This is a genomic window from Paenibacillus sp. J22P277 (assembly GCF_059383675.1).
Window position 1 is genome coordinate 171843 of record NZ_JBXENS010000002.1, and the last position, 22153, is coordinate 193995.

The window sequence follows — 22153 nt, forward strand, 5'->3', positions numbered from 1 at the left end:
CACTCAATAAAACATGAAGGAATACACTGGGGCAAAACCATACCTCATCCGAGTCCCCCTCATAACAGAAGCCTCGTTCAAGTCGCTATTGCGATGTGAACGAGGCTTCTGTTATGAGTATTATTTTTTGTATTATGTAAAAGCAACAGAGGTATTCTTTTCTCTCTAACTTTGTTACCACTAGCTAAGTAATAGCCTTCTGTTCAAAAAGTCTTTAACCATTCGTAGCTTTTCTTAAGAATTCAATTAGGGATTCGATTCTTTTCTTCCTTCTTGTAGCTGTACGAGTTGCCGAAGACATACTCCACTTATAATTGATGACTGTTTCATCTTTGGTTGGGTTATTTCTCAATTGTTCATAAAACTCTTTTATTACCTCTTTTGTAGTTTCATTCGGAACATTATATTCAACACAATATTTACAGAAGCCCCATATTCCGTAAAGGTGGCTGACACCTTTAATTCTGTATCCATCATAATCAATTTGCAAAGCATTCATATAATCTGTTATTGTTGTAAACTTCCCTTTTATTTCATTTTCAGATATATCTGGGATTCTCGCCGACCATTTTTTATACAAATCTTCAACTTTAGAGGGTATAGAGTCAATCCATTGATTTTCAAGTAAAGTAAAAAACAATTCTGAAATAAACTCATCGTCTTCCATACGGTTAATTGATACTGCTTCACTTAAACGATCTTTCCAAAAGTCATTTTTTAACTTTTTAATAATTCGAATTAAATCATAATAATTAGCATTTGCATTCCGAAGTTCCTGATCATTAAGCGGTTCTCCATTTCGATTTAACCTATCAAAAATAGTGTGAACAACTTTTTCCTCTTCTTCATTTGCTATAGTTATATATTCAATAGGTATTAGATAGTTCCAGAAGTTATTCTTAAAGTGTTCACTGTCGAGATCAGATAACTTTTGAATATCCTCAAAGTTCAAACCATTAAGACTTTCACTTCCATAGTTGTCATCGCCAAAATTTTCAGGTAAAGAAAACTTGTTAGATATAAAGTCTCTAACCGTTTCTAAACGCTGTTTACCATCAATTACATCGTAAGTGGTCTTTCCTGTTTTTATATCTAACTTTGAACGTAAAAATATAGGAGGTATGGGATAGTTTTTGAAGATACTATCCATTAAAAATGACTTTTGTTCAGTGTTCCAGACTGCACCGTTTCTTTGATATCTAGGATCATAATTATATTTTTTTAAATCGTGATTTTCTAAATACTCAGAGATAGTTATGTTATTTGAACTGCGAGTTAAACTCAAACTTTTGTATTCACTCAATGACAATACCTCCTAGTACCTTTGAACTATTATATGTAATATGTTCTTCATATAATCCTGTAAGTACAGCATTAAAAGTGCTTGTTGGTCTTGGATTAACAACTCTCAACGCAATCTTAGAGTTTACGCTAGTTAATATTTGATCTAACTCAAGTCTGTCAACGTGCCAATAGGAGATTCCACAAATAAACATTTCATCTGAATAAACAAGGTCTTTTGCTGCTTTGTTTGCTTCTACTCTCAAAAACCTTGCCCAGTTTGTATTCCCAGTAGCATTATCCAGTCTAATCGAATCACCAGCAGGAGGTATCATTGCATTAAAACTGTAAATATTATCAAGAGCACCATAGTTCACAGAATAATCACCGATTTCACCGATAACAATTTCATCTCGATTTTCGGATGCCAGCTTAAACCTATGTCGTTCGATTGGATCCTTATATGAGAAACTTATTGACCCGTGGGGTTTAATAATTTGAACTTTGCAAGGTTCCCCTGGTTTAAACATACCATTTTGGACACCAACAACTTCAAAATTAATGTCTGCCATCATTAGTACGCGTTCAAGCCAGATATCGTAATTATATGTGATAATAGTTATTTTGGACGTATTTGGGGAATCCTGAAGCTTTTTAAAAAGAGTAAACCAGCCCCAAGTTTCCACTTTTCTCTTTACTTCATCAACAGAAAACGATATTTTCTTATCGTATGAGATGAAAAGATATTTTAAATATGTGATTAGCTCTTGGTATGCTTGCAGATAAACAGTATCAAATCTACGATTAATAGCACTTGCAGTGTTTGCACAAGTAACGATTGCTTCTATTAATTCCATAGAAGACTCATATGACATATTAGGTCTAGCACCTAGATTCCATAGGTTTTTACACCATCTATACGAAAGAAAACCTGGTTCATTATTACTTGGATAATTTACAGTATCACCAAGTGAAAACAAATTCAGAACGTCTATTTCGTCTTTTTTCACTTCCATATGATTTAAAAAGTCTATCGTAAATCCATTACCAAGCAGAAAAAGGTACTTTCTCAAAGAACAACATCTCCTGTTCAGATTATGCCGATTATGCTAGAACTGGCTCCATGTTAACTATCCAAGACTTATTCGGTAATCCCTTTTAACTTACTCTCAAAATATAGCATACAATTCTTTCAACTGAACAATTATGGGAGGAAGCGTGTATTCAAAGATTGGTAGAAATTATTGTTAATATAAGGATTGCATGTTTCCCCATTCATATGCTTTAATTATTGATTTTTGGTTACATCTGTAACACTCCTAACTAATCAAGAGGGAAATACACGTTTAACCAATTACGGATTGATTCCTTAGTACAAAAACCGTGTGATTTGAGAATTGTAGCTATATCCTCCGCACATACGATAATAACTGGATGTCCATCTTCTTTAATTTCTTCATAAGCTTGTTTCTTTACAAAAGAAGTTGTTACCAATATTCCGAACTGCCTGTGCCGCAATCTTGATATCAATCTTGAAGTTTCTCTAACTCCAACACCATTATGAAGAGCATAGCATTTTGCTTCTAAAGAGAAGTCAATAAGAACAGAATTGCTTGGCAAGCCAATTCGCATCTTGCCATATGCGTCACGTCCCCCGTCACGGCTCTTCGATGTATTCTCGTATTCGACAATAGCCCCATCCAGCATCATATTTGCAATTTTTATTGCACATTTCTCAAATGCATAGGGGTCCTCAGAAAAATAACCTATAATGGTTTGGACAATATCCAGATTGATTCGGCTGCTAGGCTTTTGTTCTGTCTCCGTTCGATATTCAATTGCTCTGGGAGATTGCAGAGGAGTATAACTTCCTGTTTCAGTCCAGTTCTTCCACTCGATTGGGCAATTAGGACTGAAAGGATTACCACTTTGAATATCGACAATCCATTCCCGGCTTAGAGTGGGTACATTTAAAATTGTGAAAATAGTACGATAGTTTTGAAAACGTGCATTATTAGTTGTTTTCCAAACGGCAACCATATCGTCTACTTGAGATGACTCGGCTGTTCCAGGAACAGCTAACCCCCTAAAAATAACTTCACGTTTAGTTTGACCTTGAGTGAAAAGAAAAATTGGACATATATCAGTTCGACAATTAGTATGTAGGGCATCAAAAATCTGTTTTAGAAATTTGTTGCCACTAGTACTATGCAAGTCATTTCCAGGTGTTTTATTATCTCCGAAGTACACAAATTCACCGGTTTCTAAATCAAGTGTATCCGGCCAATTAACGTCACTGAAGTCCGAATATAAGACTGCAAATTTATATTTGGGATTCCTTCCACTGACACGAATTCCTTTCGCATTTCCACAACCTTTTAAGAGTTTACTTATGGGCTCTGCACTTAAATTGGGAGCACCTCCCCATTTATATATAGCATCGACCTTCAAATCGGCGGTCTGTAATTCGTTAAATAGAAAAACTCTTTTATCTTTCATCACGTAACTCCTAAGGCAACGAATAATAATTTTTAAAGAAAGAGTGTGTATTCGGAATCTTTTTTAGTGCCGCTTCTTACCCAGAAATTGAAAACAGAATAACGATGTCTATAATTATTTATAATATAGAAAAGAGCAGGTTTGTTATCTGCTAAATAAATACATAATTTAGCACTTACTCTCCCCATACTGTAGTGTATAATCCCGCTTCATAAATGCAATCTTCTTTTTTAACTAATTCTGTAATGATAATTGTGCTTTGTTCATTCAAAGTACAAAAAAAATCATACTGGGCGCCAGGCAATTTCCTTATAACAACATTTTGATTATTAAATTCATTCTTTAAAGTAATCTCTAAAAAGCCGCTCTCCTTAAGAATATGACTTACGAATATACCTTTCATAGTAATAAATTTTTGATCTGTAAATTCCTGTTTCAAGAACTTATTACATTTAAATTTATAAGAGCAGTAAACACAATTATCAAAACTAGGCTGTGCCAAATCATCAAACGATTTATTTGCATTTACTATCTTGCCTAAATCGAAATTAACTTTCTCCAATAAATTAACGGCTTCCTCTGCAAGTTGGACCGCCTCATCGATATTCACTAGTTCTTCATAAGCAACTCCCTTTAGGGGAATGACCCGAAAGCGAATACTACTATTAGGATATAACTGATCTAATATAGCAGAGTATACCAGCATTTGCTGTCTGATACCTTCTGTTAACTTTAAATCTTCATCATAAATAAGGCCTGTTTTATAATCCTCAATCAGTAGTTCATTTTGAGAAATAAAGATAAAACGGTCTGGTCTCCCTTTGAGCTTACCATCAAAAACGTTAACAGATTGTTCTAAAAATTGTCTGGAATGCCGAATGACTGCGTTCTTTCTATTGTTCCACAAATTCCGGCCTATTATTTTTAATCGTGCTAAACGTATAAAATATCCCGGCCATTGTTCAGGGAGGGCCTTTTCCCTATAGATACTTTGCATTGCCAAAGTATATTGATTCAGGCACAACTGCTTATAAAGCACTTCAATGTGATCAGCTAGCTCACCTTCAGCTAGCTGATCAAATTCACCACTTCCAATCCGCTCAAGTATCTCATGGCATACACTACCTATTCTTGCCTTTGGATGAATATATACTAAATCCTTGTATATTGCAGATCTTGATAAGACTCCTTTAAGAGCACACGAACGGAATGCCGTATAAGTAGAAGGAGTCAGATAAGGTATCAATTCAGGTGTAGGCCAGTCGGGTATTTTCATTCGTTGTTTCCTTCAATCATCTTTTGAATTATCCAAGTTGGACGACGGATTAAATCGAAAATATTAAAATGTTTGATCACTCTAGCTTCTACTTCTGCTTCTGCCGTCGCTGTGGATAATTCACGAGTAAAATAATCATCATTTTTTGTGTTCCAGAACGGATGTCCAAATAAGGCAATAGCTTCATCCTCAAAAGCAAACTTTAAACCTGGGACTCCAGAAAACCATACTGGCTCTACCCCTGGAAAGTTTTCTACTAGATTTGCTAAGGACTTCTGAACCAGTTCAATCCACTGTCCGTCAATAACAGGTGTACTGCCATCTCTTAAATATCGCGCCGCATCGAGTCCAAGCCGCCAATCAAGGATGCCATGATAACTCATATTTTCATAGGTACGCAGGCATTCATAACATGAAGAATCACAGTCGTGATTACGAAGTTTTGGAAGATAATTCAGCTCACCGCATAAGTCATCTAGGATCCTCTTCATGACTTTCTCTTGAGCTAAATATTTTGCATAACCCGCTCCATTAATAAGCCTGTCACCGAAAAAAATCTGACCCACAAGACTATCTGTAGAATTGTTATATACCGAACGGATACCCACTTGAAGTTCATCCGCATCAACATCCAAAAGATTTGTTGCAATTCTTCTAAAAAGGAACCCAAACGAAATTAGTCCGGAGCGTGCTCCAAGAACTGTTGGATCAAAGCTTATACCCGCAGCAGTTATTTTGGGGCTAATAATTAGTACTTCGGTATTTTTGATAGCTGCTAAGGCTACTTCTTCTTTTACTGATTTCCGTGCAGGCGGCTTATAATCATCAGCTAAATTCGATGTTTCGATCCAGCCCTCATACTCGTTTTGGGCCTTCTCAAAAGTGAATAATGCCCCGTTACGATCATTGATAGTGTAAACATCCCCCTCTTGACACGAGAAAGCAGCATTGTATATTTCATGGGTGTAGTTAGTATCATTATTACCGTCAAGAGCCAGTCTCGGTACAGAACTTCTTGATGACCATTCGAATTCCTCTTTATAATCTCTTTTAATCCAATCAGTTCTGAAGCCTTGCGGCTCGGAAATTCGAATTTTTTTATAAGGACTCTCTGCGGAATCTAGTAAAGCATTACAGGATGGACATTCTTCTGGCAGATCTTTATCGTATAACATATGACAGTTTTTACAAATGGCAATTGTCTTGATTTCACCTAAAGGATTCTCTTCTGGCATAACCCTGTTGCCCTGAATCCAATAATGTGCCACTCCTGCAGCTCGGTGTTTTGACTTATCTTTAACAACCTCAGATCCAGGTGAGTAGTCGTTGATCGCCATTTCCAAATCTCGATCTACTGTATCTTTATCTAAATCATGAATAGACGTATAAGGGCTTTTCCGGCTATGGTGTAACAATCTGACCCGTGTCGGGAACCCAAACATAGGGAACACGCCTGCTGCAGCTAAGTTCTCGCTTAGTGCATTCGAAGAATATCTTGGGTCTTTCGCGATTCGTGTAATATCTTCCGTTAATCTTCCGCTAACTATATCTTCTTTTACTTGCTCTAATTCCCCAGCCGCGATATTGCTTTTTATTGATAGTGCTTTTATCACTTGGTTTAAACGGGCGAGCCCTTCTTTAGACGCAAAGTAAGCTTGCACACGATCTTTAATCTGTTCCCAATCATTCCTGTTACCAAACTGTCCATGGACGCTTTCTCCGCCTATATTTTCTTGTGATAGACCTGTATCTTTAAAGGCATAAAACAGCATCTCTTTATTAACAACACGGTTAAAGATCTTTTTAGACTGCAGGTCGATATACGGCTGTGGAGATGGATCTCCCGTAATTTTGTCTAAGTTATCAAAATACCAGTCATCGTGACTTCTGCCGCGGCAGAGTGTCAAGCTTACGGATAACGGTGAATTCCGGCGTCCGCATCGTCCTACACGCTGTTGATAATTAAATCTTTGTGGAGGCATATTTGACATGGCGACAATTCTTAAAGATCCAATATCCACCCCAGCTTCCATCGTGGTCGTGACACTTAAAATATCAATTTCGTCGACAAGCGGTGTATCTTCTGAATCGAAGATACCTTGAAAAAGCTGCTGTCTCTTTAATGCATCATCCGGATCGGTTTGCCCTGTCATTTCCTCGGAATGGAAACGACGGACAGTTTTTGCGTCAACGGAAAGGTATCTATAATAATCATTCGTTACAGAGTCTTCAAGACTGCTTTCTTCTAATCGTGAATAGCAATCAGTACAAACCGAACAGGATAGATGCAAATGTACCCTATGACACTTTACACAAGCATAAGGCTTTCCAGTAAACGGAATAACCTGCAATTCATCTGATTGTAATAAATATTGTTTAACTCCACGTAAGGAAGAAAAAATACGGTGAGCTCTTTCTAGCAACTGCGTTTCATTAATATTATTGTCTTTTGCAATTGCCTTCCAATAAGTATTTAATTGCGGAGGCGGCTGATCACTTGGTTTTTTATTCGAATTAAAACGTCTTAGTCCCCCAAGTATCCTGATTGAACTATCAACTAACTGCCGCCAAAATTCCGGCTCTTTTTCAAGATAATCACCAAAGTCCTTATCAAGATCAGATGTGATTGTGGCCAATGCTATAGATTCCAGATCTCTCTTTCTTTGTGAAAAGAGCACATCAATAATGACGCGTTCTTTTAGAGTCTCTTGTATTTTTTGACGATAGCCTTGTTTATCAGCATTCATATTTATTGTAATTGGAGTTGGATTATTCCTGTCAAGCCAACTGTACATATCTTTCCATATGATACCCGAATACTCCTTGAGGGAATTTTCCGGTCCTGCCGGGTTTATTCCAACCTTTAGAATCTCTTTCTCTATGCTATCCCACAGATCACCCAGCTGAGGATAACTTTCAGCTGAATTAATAATATGTTTAGCCTCTTCCAATTTAGCCGGAGGCAGATTTCTGTTTAAAATTGCAGCTTCAATTAGACTGGCTTCAGTAAAATTCTCGTTCCAGTACGATTCAGCAAGAGATGCCTCTAGATCAGTTAATGCTTCTTGTCTGGTACGCTTAATAAAGCTGCGTAAAGCAGCATTCTGTTCACGGACAACCTTTATTACAACGTAACGGATAATCTGCCTGTAGTGGTTAATTTCCAGCTTTGCTGACAATTTAGCAGCATCCTGACGGCTATCAGAAAATAGTACAGCTTTAGGCTGCTCTCTATCAGGCAATTCCCGCATTAATGCATCGAGCATAATTTGTGCAATCATGTCAAAGCCTGTTCGTTGTCCCCTGATTGGTGACCGGGTACGTTTCTCACTCTCAATAGGAAGTGGGCCGCTTGAGGTTCTGATTAATTCCCAATCATCTGCGCAATGAGGACATTTAATAGGAAATGCCGGCATATCCTTCGCCGTATCCCCCATGTTAGTAATTTGGTACCAATGTCCTGTTGCATTGTGCATATCAGAACATATTTGGCCTAACCTTGGACGGTAAAACGCTTTTTCCCATTTAAATTTCATTTTATTTTTAATGCTTCCTGTTTGGTCGGAATCATCCCCGGAGCGGGTACGCTCCCATTTCATCGCATCAGAATCAATACTTAGTGAAGGCCAATAAACTGTATACTGCCCATACTTTTTTATAGGAGGCAATTTATCGGGGAGTTGTTCTATTTCCGGGAATTCGGCACTTAAGTAAAATTGGTTACTTGAATCATCGGTATTATCGGCTGTCTTGAATCCGCCAAGAAAGCTATCTCCGCAATTTTGGCAATAATAGAAATCCAATACCCGAGATCCGCAACCGCATTGAATACGCGGCTGATTGTATAATCTGCCGATATTCCTTCCTTTATATCTATAAAGGGGATTAACTTCTGTACAGTCAGGGTTAGAACATGCCCAAAGTCCTTGGAAATTTCTAAAAAATAAATGAGCTCTTAATGGTAAAACAACATCGCGTTCTCCATTAATCCTTGATTTAACAATAGCTAACAATAAACCGCCGATAAAGCTTAGATCTTTCTCAACATCAAACAATTTGGCGGAGAGATATTTTATTGACTTTGGTTTTTCACATTCACTAATTAATGCCCGCAAAGCGCCGCTATTTTCTAGAACCTTTCTTAAACATTCTCCTGTCGTATTTGGATCGTATTTCACATTAAATTCACTACAAAATTTGCTGATGGATTTATTCCATCCATCTTCCTTATGGAATGAATTGAAAAGTTCAGAAAAGACATCTTTCTTTTCCTTGTAATAGTTGCTTAGTGGATATTTCGCAGCATTTTCTCGATCCCCAGAAATGATCTCAAATTTATCAATTGGAACACCAAAAAAGTCTCCGAGAAACTCTTTACCGTTCTCATCTAAAGATGCACTAGTGGCCAAGATCCTAAGTTGAGGACTATCCGGTCTAAGTCCCAGCCGATCAAGTAATGCACGAATAACATAAGAAACTTCAGTACCAGCAGTTCCACGATATGCATGCAGTTCGTCAAGTACTAAATGAAATGTATTGGCAGAGTCTTCTTGAAGCCATTCACGTGTTTTTTCAAAAATCTGTTGTTCAATTTGGCGCGTTAACATGATGTTTAGCATGCTAAAGTTTGTGATTAAAATATCCGGAGGTGAGTCCTGCATATCCCAGCGAGAAATCATTTCCGAACCATCGACTTGGTTTAAAAACGCAAGTTTCTCATTAAGTCTCTCGAGTAGTTTGTTTCTAATTAACTCCACTTCAGATGGACTCCATTGAGTTGTTGAAAACAGCAACCCCTCATCAATCTCATTTTGTAATTCCACAAAAATATTCTGCTTCGTTTTAAAATCAGGGGTGTTACCTGCTTTGAGCATCATATCTTCAAAGTAAGCTCGAAGCTCAACTTGTTTTTGTTCCATTTTTTTCATTGCGGTTTTTAATTGACTTACTTTATTTGAGTTAGATAGGTTGCCCGGAACAGGTGTCTTACCAGTATAGCGACCAAAATAAATTTTGTTATCACCCCTGTTCTCCCTAAACCACTCTCTCACTCGATCACTATCTAATGCCTTACGCAGCCGCACCATTTGGTCTTCAACGAGAGCATTCAAAGGGTATAAAATTAGCCCTCTCACTGCAGCCTTTCGTTTTTCGTGTGCCCTTGTCGAAGTCCATCTTCTTCCTGATTCCCACCATTTTTGAATGTGTTGACCTGGTGAAGACCACTTTTTTGATTCATTTAATATGTTTGAAATAAGCGGTAACAAAAAACTCTCTGTTTTTCCAGAACCCGTACCGGATGTCACAACAATATTTTTCTTCTCTGTTACAACATTCTTAAATGCCTCATACTGATGTTGATGCAACTTATTCTTGGGATCAAATAAACCTAAAGCCGCAAATTCTGAAAAGTCAGATGACACCCCAATATCTTTACAAACTTCTTTAATCGTTTTTTGGGAACTTATAAAGGGCGGAAGCGCTTCTATATATGGATACTGATATATATTCCCTTCCTGCTCCAATAGAGACCTTCGCTCTGCTGCTAATCTATCATGGCCAAGGGCGAACGGGCTATCCATATAGCGGAAATACATTTCTTTCATTCTCTGAAAAAGGCCTAGGACATCTTCCAAGCGCTCTCACTCCTACCTAATAAATTCAAGTTCAAACCCAAGCTTATGTACTATAGTCAAGGCAACTTCTAATGGTACATTGCTATAAACACGGTACGATTTATCCCTCTCAGGACACTTACCTGAACAGGCAGTGAGTGAACGTTCGTAGAGTTCCGGCAACGTATACTCAATTCTTATTCTTAGTTCATGATTTCTATATAAGAATAATTTCATTCTTTCAATAGTGGCCAAATAGAGCTTCCCCATATCCCTATCTACTTGCTTTTTCTTCCCACTAGAAAGTTGCAATACACATATATAATCCCAAAAACGGCTGGTGTACTGTTTTAGCCTTGAGGAACCATTCTTTACCCATTTCGATAAAGTGGTATCCCAACCCTTCGTATCCCAATTTTCATAATTTACAGTTAGAATCTCTTCATCCTGATTAATTAGAGAAGCAATCGATGGCAGGCATTTAGCTAGGTGATATGCAAAATAATCATCACCCAAATTATATGGAATTTGCATGCTTTGAAGGGACTCCTCTAAATCACCCCAATTTCCAGAATACAAATAAAACGAAATAGGTTCCAGATCACTTATTGGAGGAGACCATAATATCTCAAACCTGTCATTACTGCTATCCTGCCATAACTCAAACATTTTTCTTGTTCTTGCACCAGATATTATTACTAAGGGATCCGCACAAGGAATTACAGCAGCAGATGTAGGGATTACTTTCCAATAAAAATTATTACTATTCCCCTCACGCGTAAATTCGACAAAGCCTGTTTGAGATAGTCTTTGTCTAACTTCATATGCTTTTAAACGGAGCTGTTCTTCCCCAAAACACCAGCTTAACCCCTTCAAGAAGTTATTCCAATTACCTTCTCCGCGTAAAGTTAAATACTCTAAAAAAAGATCAATTTTGCGTATAGGTAACTCTTCATTTCCGAATTTTATTCCTAAAGTTCTGTATCCACGTTCTAAGTCATAAGGAACCGCCTTAATAAATGGCGGAATACGCTTCGTATAGCGTTTCCCATCCACCGAAAGAATAGCTGTGTCGCCTTTCATGTCAAAACAATTATCAAACTCATCAAGATTGTTGTAGATATAGGTACCAGCTATTTTAAGCTCACCATCGGTTGCTTGTGCAGTAACTGGAGTAAAGTTCTCTTGAAGAATACGATGCACATAATCATTTCTTAAAATAATTGTTCTGCTTGTATTGTTGACATTAACAACATAAGTATCTGAATACTTTAAATTTAGCATTCTGAGATCTATATTATCAGCACCATCGATTACGCAAAAAGATTCAGTATCGTTAATTTTCACCATAGTTTTGGGTGGTGCAGAGATTGACAAAGTGGGCGGGGCATCAAGCAGCCATTCCTGGTTCCCAATTTTCAAGCCCCCAGACAAATGAATGCTCGTATTTTCATCATTCCATATCATTTTAGAGTCCAGAGACATTATTTTCACATTCTCAGGAATCAATATACTTAGACATTTCCAACCTTCAGGCAATCCTTTGTAGTTTCTTGATTTAGCTGGTATGTTTTGGTCCATTAACCATCGTTCTATTTCCTCATTCATTTTTTCATTGAATGATAATAGATGCTCATGACCGGAAAGCATATCCAGTCGGCTTACCCAGCCTCTTAATCCTTTGTCTTGACCTCTTCTAAAAATGAAATAATTTGAACCTTCATGCTTTAATTCGTAGCACTTGTCAGACGATTCAAACCCAATTGATTCACTAAGTATTTCTTCAGCAACATATTTGCGGAAAAGATTATTTCGATAAGTAAATCCCTCAAATCTAAATTCATCATCATCATCATCATTGTTACTAATGAGAATTTCGTTTTCGACCATGCAATTAAAACTTATTTTTACAGTAGGGATTATGCCCTCAGCTTCTAATACAAGGAATAGCTTAAATTGTTTGATTTTATCTACTTCTCTAGAATAGCTTATTAAATCAGATTGCTTCTCTCGTACAGCTCCAGTCCATCTCTTGAACTCATGAAGTATTGTTTCAGCCATTGCTTTTTTTAGTGCTAAATCTTTAGTGTTAAACATTCGACTTAATCTGTTAAACCTGGATGATAAATAAGCCTCTAGATGGCTAATGAGATGAGTAACGTTTATTTGGATCCCGGGTCTATAGCCCGCCCAATAAAAGAAATCATATAATTGCTCTCTTTCTGTTTCTTTTATTAAGCACTGGGAACGGGCATAGGCTGTATATTTAGTTCCGTATTCAAATATATTTACATAACCATATTCCCCATTATTTAGCTCTTGCCAGTCACGTAAAACCTCCCACAAGATTTGAAACTTATCAAATCCCTTTGGTATTCTAGTACCTGTTAGTCCAAGTAATTCACGTAACCTAACATAGTAATTACCACCACCAATACCGTTTTCGGAGTCAGCCCTCATATTTACTGCAGCTAGAACTGTTATAGCCATAACCCCAATAAATGGGGGTATAGCCTTATCTTTTTGACTAAACCATCTTTGCCCCCGTATTGATGCCTTTTCGAATAGATCAGTAACGCTCTGAGTGTAAGATTTAATAGATGAACAAAAATCATTTAAGGCACTTTCCTCAGAAACGCCTAGTTTTTCACCTACCATCACAATAACTTCTTCATTTAAGTAAAGGTAGACTACTTTATGAGAATTATGCTTTCCGAAAAAATAATCAAAGAGGCTCATATTCCATTTCTCGTATCCCTGATGCATATGACTCATTCCTTCGTCCACATTAGATAAATACTCCTATATTTCTACATAACAATTTCAATTCCTCCCTAATTTTTTCCGAAAATAAAAAAAACACCCACATGATGGGTGTTTTATATACATAGTTAGTTTGATATTAGAAATTGAACTCCTCCCTCATTAAACAATACAAATTCACGTTCATTTACAGTGACAGATGGACCTCTACTAATACTGGCCTTTCCATTTACTACTGTGTATGTACCAGCTTTTACTTGGTCATCCAATTGGCTTTTTAAAATAAAAATAAATCTAACTTTGTCCTTATACTGCTCGTAAATCCCCGGAGAAAGCGGCTTTAAGGGCATCCCTGTAACTTTCTCATAAGCAGCAGCTGTTACTTTAATATCCTCTGTGACTATAACAACTTCACAGGCAGTATTTTCAGCATTCAATAATTTATCTTTTATCTCGATTGCTGACACTTCATCCATTTTATAAAGTGTCCCATAATCATGCGTTGGTTCCTTCATCAAAGCAAGATGCTTTTTGCCGTCCATAAAAAACCACTCTATATACGGCAAGTTAGCCATTACAGTTTCTGGCTGATTCCTGCTTGATCCTGAACCTCCAAGTACGCTATCTACGTGGGCAGCCGGTGAAGAACATAGTTTATCCCATATTTTTTTTAATTCACTGAATGGCCTAGTCTTTTCTTTGCCTACGGAAGTAGTCAACTCTATTCTTTGGGCTTCCTGGTCAACGCCTGTCAGGATAATGTTCGCGCCTGGCTTAATACTTTCCAGCTCCAGACCAACCATTTTCTCTATATCATTAATGACTTCATCGAATGTCATTTTCGACCTCCTGGCATTTCCGGTGGGAATTTAAGTATGCTAGTATCCTCGCCCGCTCCCTCAACGGCTGCGACATCTTCTATCCATTGCCTTAAAAACGACTCAGTCTGCGGATCTTCTCCTCCAGCTTTTCTGAAAGTAACTTTATGCGGCAAACTGATTCTCACCGGATTACCTGGAGCAGGTCCATCTGCCATAAGCCCGTCCTTTAAGTCGATACCTGCGGCAAATCTTCGAATGTCAGATACAAAGTCGAGAACAATTACCTTCTCCTTTTCTTTCGATAGCCTTAACCCCCTGCCTAACTGCTGAATAAATATTCTGCGGCTATGGGTTACTCTCTGGAAGACGATAATGTTGACATCCGGTACATCAACACCTTCATTTAAGATATCAACGGCACATAACACATCTATGGCTCCATCTTGAAAATCACAAAGTATACGATTACGTTCTGCCGGATCCATTGTACGTCCCGTAGCAGTTTGTGAATATATTGCTGAAGCATTACAAAAGCCAAGTGAATTAATCCTATCCCTCATAGTAGCAGCATGATCTATCGTTCCACAAAATACTATTGCCCGCGGTTTATGCTGCTCATGCCAGACCCGCTTCAATTCAAATACAACAGCATCGTCCCATTCGGTTATAAATAGTGTCCTGTTGATTTGCCGCGGCGAAAGACTCTTTCCTTCTAGTACTCCTAGCGCCTCCCAATTTATATTGTCTGTATACATTCGATAATCAACATTAGATAAGAATCCATTTCTCAACCCTGTAACAATGTCCACACTCACCAGGGGTTCACCAAAATAATCATAGAGGTTAACATCATCAGGCCGCCAGGGGGTTGCAGTTAATCCCAGCAGAAAAGGTCCGTTTTCTAATCCAGCCATGGTATCCTGCAAAATACGGTTATACATTTGCCCTCCCACATGATGACACTCATCTATGATGATCAGATCGAAATGCGGCAATTCTTTCCCCCGTTGTACATAATCAGCTACAGTATTTAAACATGCAAATACAGCACTGCTTTTCTCAAGCTGCTCATCACTAGGCTGCTCATAACCATTCCAAACAGCTGTTGCCTGATGTTTAGACAAAAAAGGCCAAAACGCCTTCTCTATTTGATACACAAGTTCATTTGTATGAGCTATCACCAGCACTCTCGCTGGGGATACAGCATTAATTCGTTTGACCGTTTCGCATGCAACGAAGGTTTTGCCAAGCCCCGTTGCCATCACGATAAGTGCTCTATTATTCCCTTCGTTGTATGCCCGTATCACTGAGCGGATTGCCTGCTCTTGATATTCTCTTGGAACTCTGGCAGCCGCCGGTATTTCAGGAAGTTTGTCTGCCTTATTAACAAGGGCCTTTGAATCCCAAAGCTGAAGCGGGATTCCTCTGCTCATGATCGCTCTTTGGTGTTCTTTTAGCTTCTCGTCAAAGCCGCTTAAAGCTACAATTACCGGCACCTGAGCCCTGTATATTCTCATCGCTTCAAGGGTCTGATCTGCAACTTCAACACCTACTTTATTCTTCCAATGCTTCATTTGAAAAAGCCATCGTTTGCCGGCCCGGTGTGCAAGCACATCGGCCCCACGGTCACCAGACTGTCCGACAAGTCTGATTCCCTCGAAGCCTTCATGGGCCAATAAACGCGACACTACTCTTTCAAATGCCTGCCAGGTACCGGCCCTCAGATTGATATCATCGATAAAAGCGTTCACTTTATCATCCTTTGCTGTAGAAAGTCCAGTGACAACCTTGTTTTTTGAGCTATTCCTACTTCAGAAGAACGGTACTTAATATAATTCGCAATATCACTTAAACAGTTCAGATAAATGCTCCGTATCCTTAGCTGTGCCTGCTCTAAAATAGCACCTGACAATTCTGCAGATACCGAATAAGGAATGTCCCACATCCCCCCATCAAAGAACGTGTGCGGGTATTTCTTAAAGATCTCAGTTATACCATCCTCATCAATGTATAACAAAAATAAACCATTTTCCTTCATTTCACCTAACTTGCTGATATCAGCACTTTGATTAAGCATGTTATCTACCATTGCTTTCTTCTGTTCTTCGTTCATTTCATTGAATATATCAACCACCATTTCCTTTAAGAGTTCCGGCAGCTTCTCCTTTAATTGGATAAGGAATTTGCTGATTTCTTCTCTAATTTTTTCAGGACTATCCTCCAGCTTATCCGACCATCTTTTGTTCAATATCAACCACTCAATGTTTGAGAGCGTATGCTGGCCTTGATATTGTTTACCGGAGAGTCTTCGGTTCATATCATAGATGTAAAGCGCTACCTCTGCGGCTATCATTTGCTCCGGACGGATTCGGAAAGACTTATATACTTTGTGCGTCTTATCAAGATATATATCGATTTCTTCTCCTTTAAAAGCAATAAGAGGAACCACTTCTTGTTGCTGATTAGCCTTAATTGATAGCTGAGTTATATACACATTTACATTCACAGGGGAACTATATGTGCCATCAGCAAGCATAATTGAACATCCAGGTATAGAAAGATCATCTGATTTATTGGCATTTTTCGAAAGAAACTCTTTTGAAAGTGTATTTTCAGCCCCTTTTTCTTCACTGCATGCTGTACAGTTTTTTTCTGTCGCCCTGTTTTTCACGCCGCAAACCTGACATGTCCAGGGTTCTTCAACTTTAGGTACCTGCGACATTCCGCATTCCGGACAAGAGTGTGCCGACTTCGGTATTTCATGTTTGCAATCAGGGTTAATACATGGTTTGCCAATTAACACAAAACCACACACCGCACACGAGTCATGTTCCTTAAGATTTTGTGCACTGCAGCCTGGACACTCAACCAGTTCCTCTAGCGGAGGGGAATCAGCTTGCTCCACCAGCTTCCACCACTCAGAATCATCATAATAACCTGGGAGTTTATCAAGGAATTTTTGATAGTATTCTTTCTCCACATCTCTAGAGATCCTCTTTGATTCATTTGCTTCTTTGTCCCAATAACCCATATACAAGTCAGATTTCCCTGGTTTTCTAACCCTGCGGAAACCTTGAAACAATTTATAAATATAACTCTCATTTTGATCCGCACCCGGCTGAGTAGGCTGTAAAGAGCTTTCACCTCTTAAATACGAGATAGCCCGCTGCCATTCAGGGCTGCTTCGCTGAAAATCCTGCTTGAGGAAATCTACAGGAACATGATTGAGATGTACTTCACCCACTATCCTTCCATATGGCCCGTCAATCGGATAATCCTTAATTGTTTTTTTAAATTCGTCCACAAATTCAAAAAAAGCTGTCTTTTCAGCTATTCGGATTGCTCGTCCATTCCGAACGAGATCAACTCCATATTCGGTACTATCATCAAATCTCTGAATACCAACCCAGCCTTTTACCCTCTCTTCAACACTTCTGATACTTGAAGATTTGCACGCCGGACATTCAATTAGTTCAACCGGAACTAGAGCAGTACAGCTGCCGCATCTCCTCTGTACTCCGATAATATAGTCAAAATCATATCTTGCCTGAATCTGGCCATGCCCTTTTCGTTCTACATATCTATTAGAATCCCAGACGCAATGCTCAAATGCTTCACACGGCTCCCCATTTACCAGTATCCTAATTTCACGTTTAGATAAAACAGAGGCATACCGCCGGCCAATCTCAGAACGGACTTTAGGAAGCCCGTATTGAATCAGGCGTTTAACAAATTGGCTGTTTGCATTTCCCTCAGGCCACCATTGGCTAATCTCAATAAAAGTACCGTGATTGATTTCCCTTGGTTTATCAATAATATTGACAGGGAGCTGATAATTTTTGGACTGATTAATATTATCCAGATCAATAATAACCTCTATTGCCTTCCTCTCATCTCTCCGAGCTGTCAGCAACCGGGTTACCCTGCCTAGTTTACCTGTAGAAATATTAAACCCCATACCAAATAATCCGAGACTGTCGTAAGGATTATTACCCGAGAAACCTGCCTTAATTGATTTCTCCGCCATCTCAGCAGTCATGCCTGGCCCGTTATCTCGAATACGCACTATGCCTATATTCTTGTTGAGATCTGAATTTCTTGGCAATTCAATCGAGATTAAAGGATTGTCTATTTTTATACCCGTAAGTTTCGCGGCTTGAAATGAATCTATTGCATTATCAACCAACTCACATAACGCATCTAAAGGAAGCATTGGTGTGTGAGTTAAAGCTATCAGCACTTTTGGATCTGGTGTAAAATCGAAAAACAACTCTGGCTGTGTCATTTAGGTTCCCCCTCTATCATATTCCTTATCGCTACTGCCATTGCATGTGCCAGCTTCACTGGCACGCCATTACCTATTGTCTTGAACTTATAAGTTAATGGCATTTCCGGAGGAAAAACATAGTTATCAGGAACACTCTGAATTCTTAGAGCTTCCCTGACCGTAAGCCTCCTTGGCTGTGTCGGATGCAAATGAACCTCATTATGTCCGTAGGCCGCAGTAGGGCTATACCGCCAACGATGAAGCCGTTTAAAACTTTTTCGGGATACATCGCCTTCATGAATAACATGATATTTATCGCTTAACGGCCTTAATCCTTCTAGACCGTTAGGTAAAGAAGCGATCTCTTCCAAATTACATATAATCGGGCCAACCATTAACTCTTCCGGTATACCAGCTGGTTTCTCCGGAGAGACTCCAAACGGTGTTTCCCGCGGCCAAGCAAAACGCTGTTTCGCACCTGTGAACCGGTTGTCCTCAGGCCATTGAAACCAGCTATAGTCTTGCGGAATAATCCGGACACCGAGTTTCTTTTTTAACCATTTCTTTTTTAGGCCGACCATAAACACACGTTCCCTGTCCTGAGGAACACCAAAATCGAGGGCATTCAATATGCGTACATCAGTCAAGTAATGTTCCGAAAACTGCATTCTCAGACTATCGAAAAATTCACGATGTTTCGCAGTTCTAAAGAGCCCTTTTACATTTTCAAATAAAAAAAAGGTCGGTTGAAGATCCATAATTTTATCAACGTATACCTTAGAGAGGGTTCCATTCTCTCCAGTTCGCCCCTTATTTCTTCCTCCTACAGAAAAGTCAGGACATGGAGGCCCTCCTATTATTCCGAACGTTTCAGGAATTTGGGTGTTATGAAAAGCCTCTCTGGCAATTTGATTAGGACCTATCCCAATAATAGATGAACAGTTAGCAATTCTATGATGCTGCCCCATCATGGAACTAATTCCAAATTCAAATCCCTTTATAAAATGCGGTTCATATTCATTAGACCAGATCGTCTGAAACCCTGCTTGCATAAAGCCGATGTCCAAAAAGCCTGCACCAGAAAAAAAAGATAGAATTGGTATCGGTATTTTATCGTTCTGAAAATTGTTCATTTATTACATCCTTTCAATCCCGACACGAGAGTATCGTGTTCCTATGTATAATCACACCTTACGTGCAAGACCTACAGAGATAATAAGTTAAGAGTCCATCTACCTACATATTATACCCAAAATCCCCCTGGGAACATATATTCGTTTTTAATTGAAAGTTTATTGAATATCCTTCGATAATCGGTGATAATAGAATGAGTATCTAAGACAGAGGAGATTTATTAAACTAATGACCTATCCCGTTATATCGCTGTTTTCAGGTGCAGGCTTTCTCGATTTGGGGTTTACCGAGACACATGCCTTTTCCATTATTTGGGGAACCGAACTAATAAAAGAGTTTGCACAATCGAATAACTACAATATGAGGCAGCGTTACGGCCATTCTAATAGAATTATTACAGCTGACGTTACTCAAGTTGATCCTATCAAAGACATTCCTAAAGGAGCAGTTGGTATTATTGGGGGTCCCCCATGTCAAGACTACTCGATTGGTAATGCCAATAGCCCAGGAGTTGAAGGAGAAAGAGGGAAGCTTGTATGGGACTTCTTAGATAAAATTGAGAAGCTGCAGCCAGACTTTTTTCTGTTTGAAAACGTTGAAGCTTTATACAAAACAAAGAAACATCGGGTTCAGGCATTAAACCCTCTCATTGAGAAATTTGAGGAGCTTGGCTACGAAGTGCAATTTAAAGTTCTTAATACGCTTAGTTTTGGAATTCCACAAGACCGCTCAAGAGTATTTATTGTAGGATTTAGGAAATACATTCCTATAACGTTGAGACAGCACGGCTATGAAACTTTTAAATGGCCAGCTCCAGTCTATGAAGATCCTAAGAAAGCATTTGAATGGCCGGATACATGGGAGATCGGGGCTGAAGTTAATGAAGCGGACTACATTGCTAATTTTCAAGCACTTGATCAATATCAACTTACAATTCATTCGGTTATTGGAGACGAAAACGAATTAATGCAGTTGCCAAACCACGTCTCATTCAATCCCTATTCTCAGCGGTTTTTCACTGTACCGGAAGGTGACGTTAAGAGAAAGTCATTTAAACGACTGCACCGTTTCAGATATAGCCCTACCGTAGCCTATGGAAATAATGAGGTACATCTTCACCCGACTCTGCCACGTCGCTTAACGGTGCGTGAAGCGCTTCGGCTGCAATCTGTCCCTGACTGGTACCATTTCGAGAAAGGTATACCGCTGGATAAGATGTTTAAGATGATAAGCAACGGAGTTGCCTATAAACTGGCAAATTTATTAGCAGAAGAAATTAGAACAGTGCTAGATAACTACAACCTTGCAGTTCAGGAACGAAGAGAAAAGATACGAATAACAATCTGACTCAAGACCTACTGCAGCCTCAACAAGAGCAGTTTGCGTAAAAATCGCAAACCGCTCTTGTTTTTTATTATCCTGACCATTTTTCACACTTTCCCATTCAACTATAATGGAAGAGTGTTGCTTTCTTGTAATAGCGTCTAGTATAGATATACTAAACTTGTTAGTGAGGAACCTGGAAATTGATAAGCTGCTAGATTACAGAGCAGGTTTTAAGTATTAGATGCATTTATTAGTTTGTCCCAAGATAAATGAAAATTAGGAGGATTCTGATAATGGAATTTGATTACTTTAAAAGCAATAGTGTTGAACTGCACGGTCCTAAATTAAATCAGAAAACACGGATTAAACCTTATCACACTTTGACAGAAGTATTTGGAGAAGCTCTTCCAACTGGGACCATTGAAGAAAATCTCGACAAACTCGAGAAACACGCTAAAAATGCAGCCTCTGCACAAAAAATAGCTGTTCCTAATTCACAAGCATTCTCAAATACACGCGGAACTTGGTTTGAAATCTTCATAGCTGTATGTGCATGGAACTATCGTATCCAAAATAACCTTGATGATGTGCTCATTGTAAAAATGCCAAATGTAAGCACATTCAATTTCCGCAGGATATTTGAGGAAAAAACAGAGAAAATGCTCGATCAACTCGAAGAATCATTGCTTAATTCCCAAGTCCGTTTAGTAACTTCGAACCCAGATTTGTTAGTAGTTGAACAAAAAGACCTCATACAAGATATCCATAATGTACCTATAACAAAACTCGATAGTCAAAGCATTATAGAAGCCTTCGAACTGTATAAGGTGCTTGAGAGTAAATGTCATTGGGATAGTTTGAAAGCAGGAATCGGGGTCAAGACATCTCTTCGTCCCGATAGAAGACTTCAAGTTGTACACGAAGGAAATATCCTTAAATCTTTATTTGCTCACTTAAAAATGAGAAATTGGAACCGTGATGCAACGTTTAGATACTATGGAGCAACTAGTGAGCACATTTCTGGCGCTGACGATGATGCATTGCAAACAGCTGCTACTCATACGATCGTTAATGTGGATTCTTTACCCGAGAGGGCGGTTGATGGTCTTTTCTCTCTGCTTACGTTCAAAGACATTGAAAAAATGTTTGATAGTATTCTAAAGAACTAAAA

General features: G+C 38.7%; 12 protein-coding genes. 2 read left to right on the top strand and 10 right to left on the bottom strand.

Features of this window, described 5'->3' with window-relative positions:
• Window positions 1-214 precede the first annotated feature (214 nt).
• From AC50YL_RS05460 to AC50YL_RS05505, 10 genes are all read right to left on the bottom strand, one after another.
• A complete protein-coding gene (locus tag AC50YL_RS05460) occupies window positions 215-1303 on the bottom strand; it encodes a GmrSD restriction endonuclease domain-containing protein (RefSeq protein WP_494830010.1) in 1089 nt (362 codons plus the stop codon).
• Window positions 1296-2354, bottom strand: a complete 1059-nt coding sequence (locus AC50YL_RS05465; RefSeq protein WP_494830012.1) for a hypothetical protein — start codon at window positions 2352-2354, stop codon at window positions 1296-1298. The genes AC50YL_RS05460 and AC50YL_RS05465 overlap by 8 nt, the downstream gene beginning before the upstream one ends.
• Window positions 2355-2604: 250 nt before the next feature.
• Window positions 2605-3780: a restriction endonuclease gene (locus tag AC50YL_RS05470; protein WP_494830013.1), complete on the bottom strand. Its 1176-nt coding sequence runs from the start codon at window positions 3778-3780 to the stop codon at window positions 2605-2607.
• Between the two features lie 175 nt (window positions 3781-3955).
• Window positions 3956-5056, bottom strand: a complete 1101-nt coding sequence (locus tag AC50YL_RS05475) for a PD-(D/E)XK nuclease family protein (RefSeq protein WP_494830014.1) — start codon at window positions 5054-5056, stop codon at window positions 3956-3958.
• Complete coding sequence (locus tag AC50YL_RS05480) at window positions 5053-10692, bottom strand: DEAD/DEAH box helicase (protein WP_494830015.1); 5640 nt, start codon at window positions 10690-10692, stop codon at window positions 5053-5055. The genes AC50YL_RS05475 and AC50YL_RS05480 overlap by 4 nt, the downstream gene beginning before the upstream one ends.
• Before the next feature lie 12 nt (window positions 10693-10704).
• Complete coding sequence (locus AC50YL_RS05485) at window positions 10705-13458, bottom strand: hypothetical protein (protein WP_494830016.1); 2754 nt, start codon at window positions 13456-13458, stop codon at window positions 10705-10707.
• 104 nt (window positions 13459-13562) lie between these two features.
• The gene (locus AC50YL_RS05490) at window positions 13563-14273 is read right to left on the bottom strand and encodes a hypothetical protein (RefSeq protein ID WP_494830018.1); all 711 of its coding nucleotides are present in this window, start codon (window positions 14271-14273) and stop codon (window positions 13563-13565) included.
• Window positions 14270-16006: a DEAD/DEAH box helicase family protein gene (locus tag AC50YL_RS05495; protein ID WP_494830019.1), complete on the bottom strand. Its 1737-nt coding sequence runs from the start codon at window positions 16004-16006 to the stop codon at window positions 14270-14272. The genes AC50YL_RS05490 and AC50YL_RS05495 overlap by 4 nt, the downstream gene beginning before the upstream one ends.
• Window positions 16003-18540: an ATP-binding protein gene (locus tag AC50YL_RS05500; protein WP_494830020.1), complete on the bottom strand. Its 2538-nt coding sequence runs from the start codon at window positions 18538-18540 to the stop codon at window positions 16003-16005. The genes AC50YL_RS05495 and AC50YL_RS05500 overlap by 4 nt, the downstream gene beginning before the upstream one ends.
• Window positions 18537-19655, bottom strand: coding sequence for a DNA cytosine methyltransferase (locus AC50YL_RS05505; RefSeq protein WP_494830022.1), 1119 nt, complete (start codon window positions 19653-19655; stop codon window positions 18537-18539). The genes AC50YL_RS05500 and AC50YL_RS05505 overlap by 4 nt, the downstream gene beginning before the upstream one ends.
• Window positions 19656-19884: 229 nt before the next feature.
• Between AC50YL_RS05505 and AC50YL_RS05510 the strand changes: the two genes are divergently transcribed.
• The gene (locus AC50YL_RS05510; protein ID WP_494830024.1) at window positions 19885-21003 is read left to right on the top strand and encodes a DNA cytosine methyltransferase; all 1119 of its coding nucleotides are present in this window, start codon (window positions 19885-19887) and stop codon (window positions 21001-21003) included.
• 272 nt (window positions 21004-21275) lie between these two features.
• Entirely contained in the window at window positions 21276-22151 is an 876-nt protein-coding gene (locus tag AC50YL_RS05515; protein WP_494830026.1) for a Cfr10I/Bse634I family restriction endonuclease, read from the top strand.
• Window positions 22152-22153 lie beyond the last annotated feature (2 nt).

What these genes read in the sequence shown, in the direction of transcription:
- AC50YL_RS05510 (WP_494830024.1), top strand. Translation starts at nt 19,885, where the DNA reads ATGACCTATCCCGTTATATCGCTGTTTTCAGGTGCAGGCTTTCTCGAT.
- AC50YL_RS05515 (WP_494830026.1), top strand. Translation starts at nt 21,276, where the DNA reads ATGGAATTTGATTACTTTAAAAGCAATAGTGTTGAACTGCACGGTCCT.
- AC50YL_RS05470 (WP_494830013.1), bottom strand. Translation starts at nt 3,780, where the DNA reads ATGAAAGATAAAAGAGTTTTTCTATTTAACGAATTACAGACCGCCGAT.
- AC50YL_RS05505 (WP_494830022.1), bottom strand. Translation starts at nt 19,655, where the DNA reads ATGAACAATTTTCAGAACGATAAAATACCGATACCAATTCTATCTTTT.
- AC50YL_RS05475 (WP_494830014.1), bottom strand. Translation starts at nt 5,056, where the DNA reads ATGAAAATACCCGACTGGCCTACACCTGAATTGATACCTTATCTGACT.
- AC50YL_RS05490 (WP_494830018.1), bottom strand. Translation starts at nt 14,273, where the DNA reads ATGACATTCGATGAAGTCATTAATGATATAGAGAAAATGGTTGGTCTG.
- AC50YL_RS05500 (WP_494830020.1), bottom strand. Translation starts at nt 18,540, where the DNA reads ATGACACAGCCAGAGTTGTTTTTCGATTTTACACCAGATCCAAAAGTG.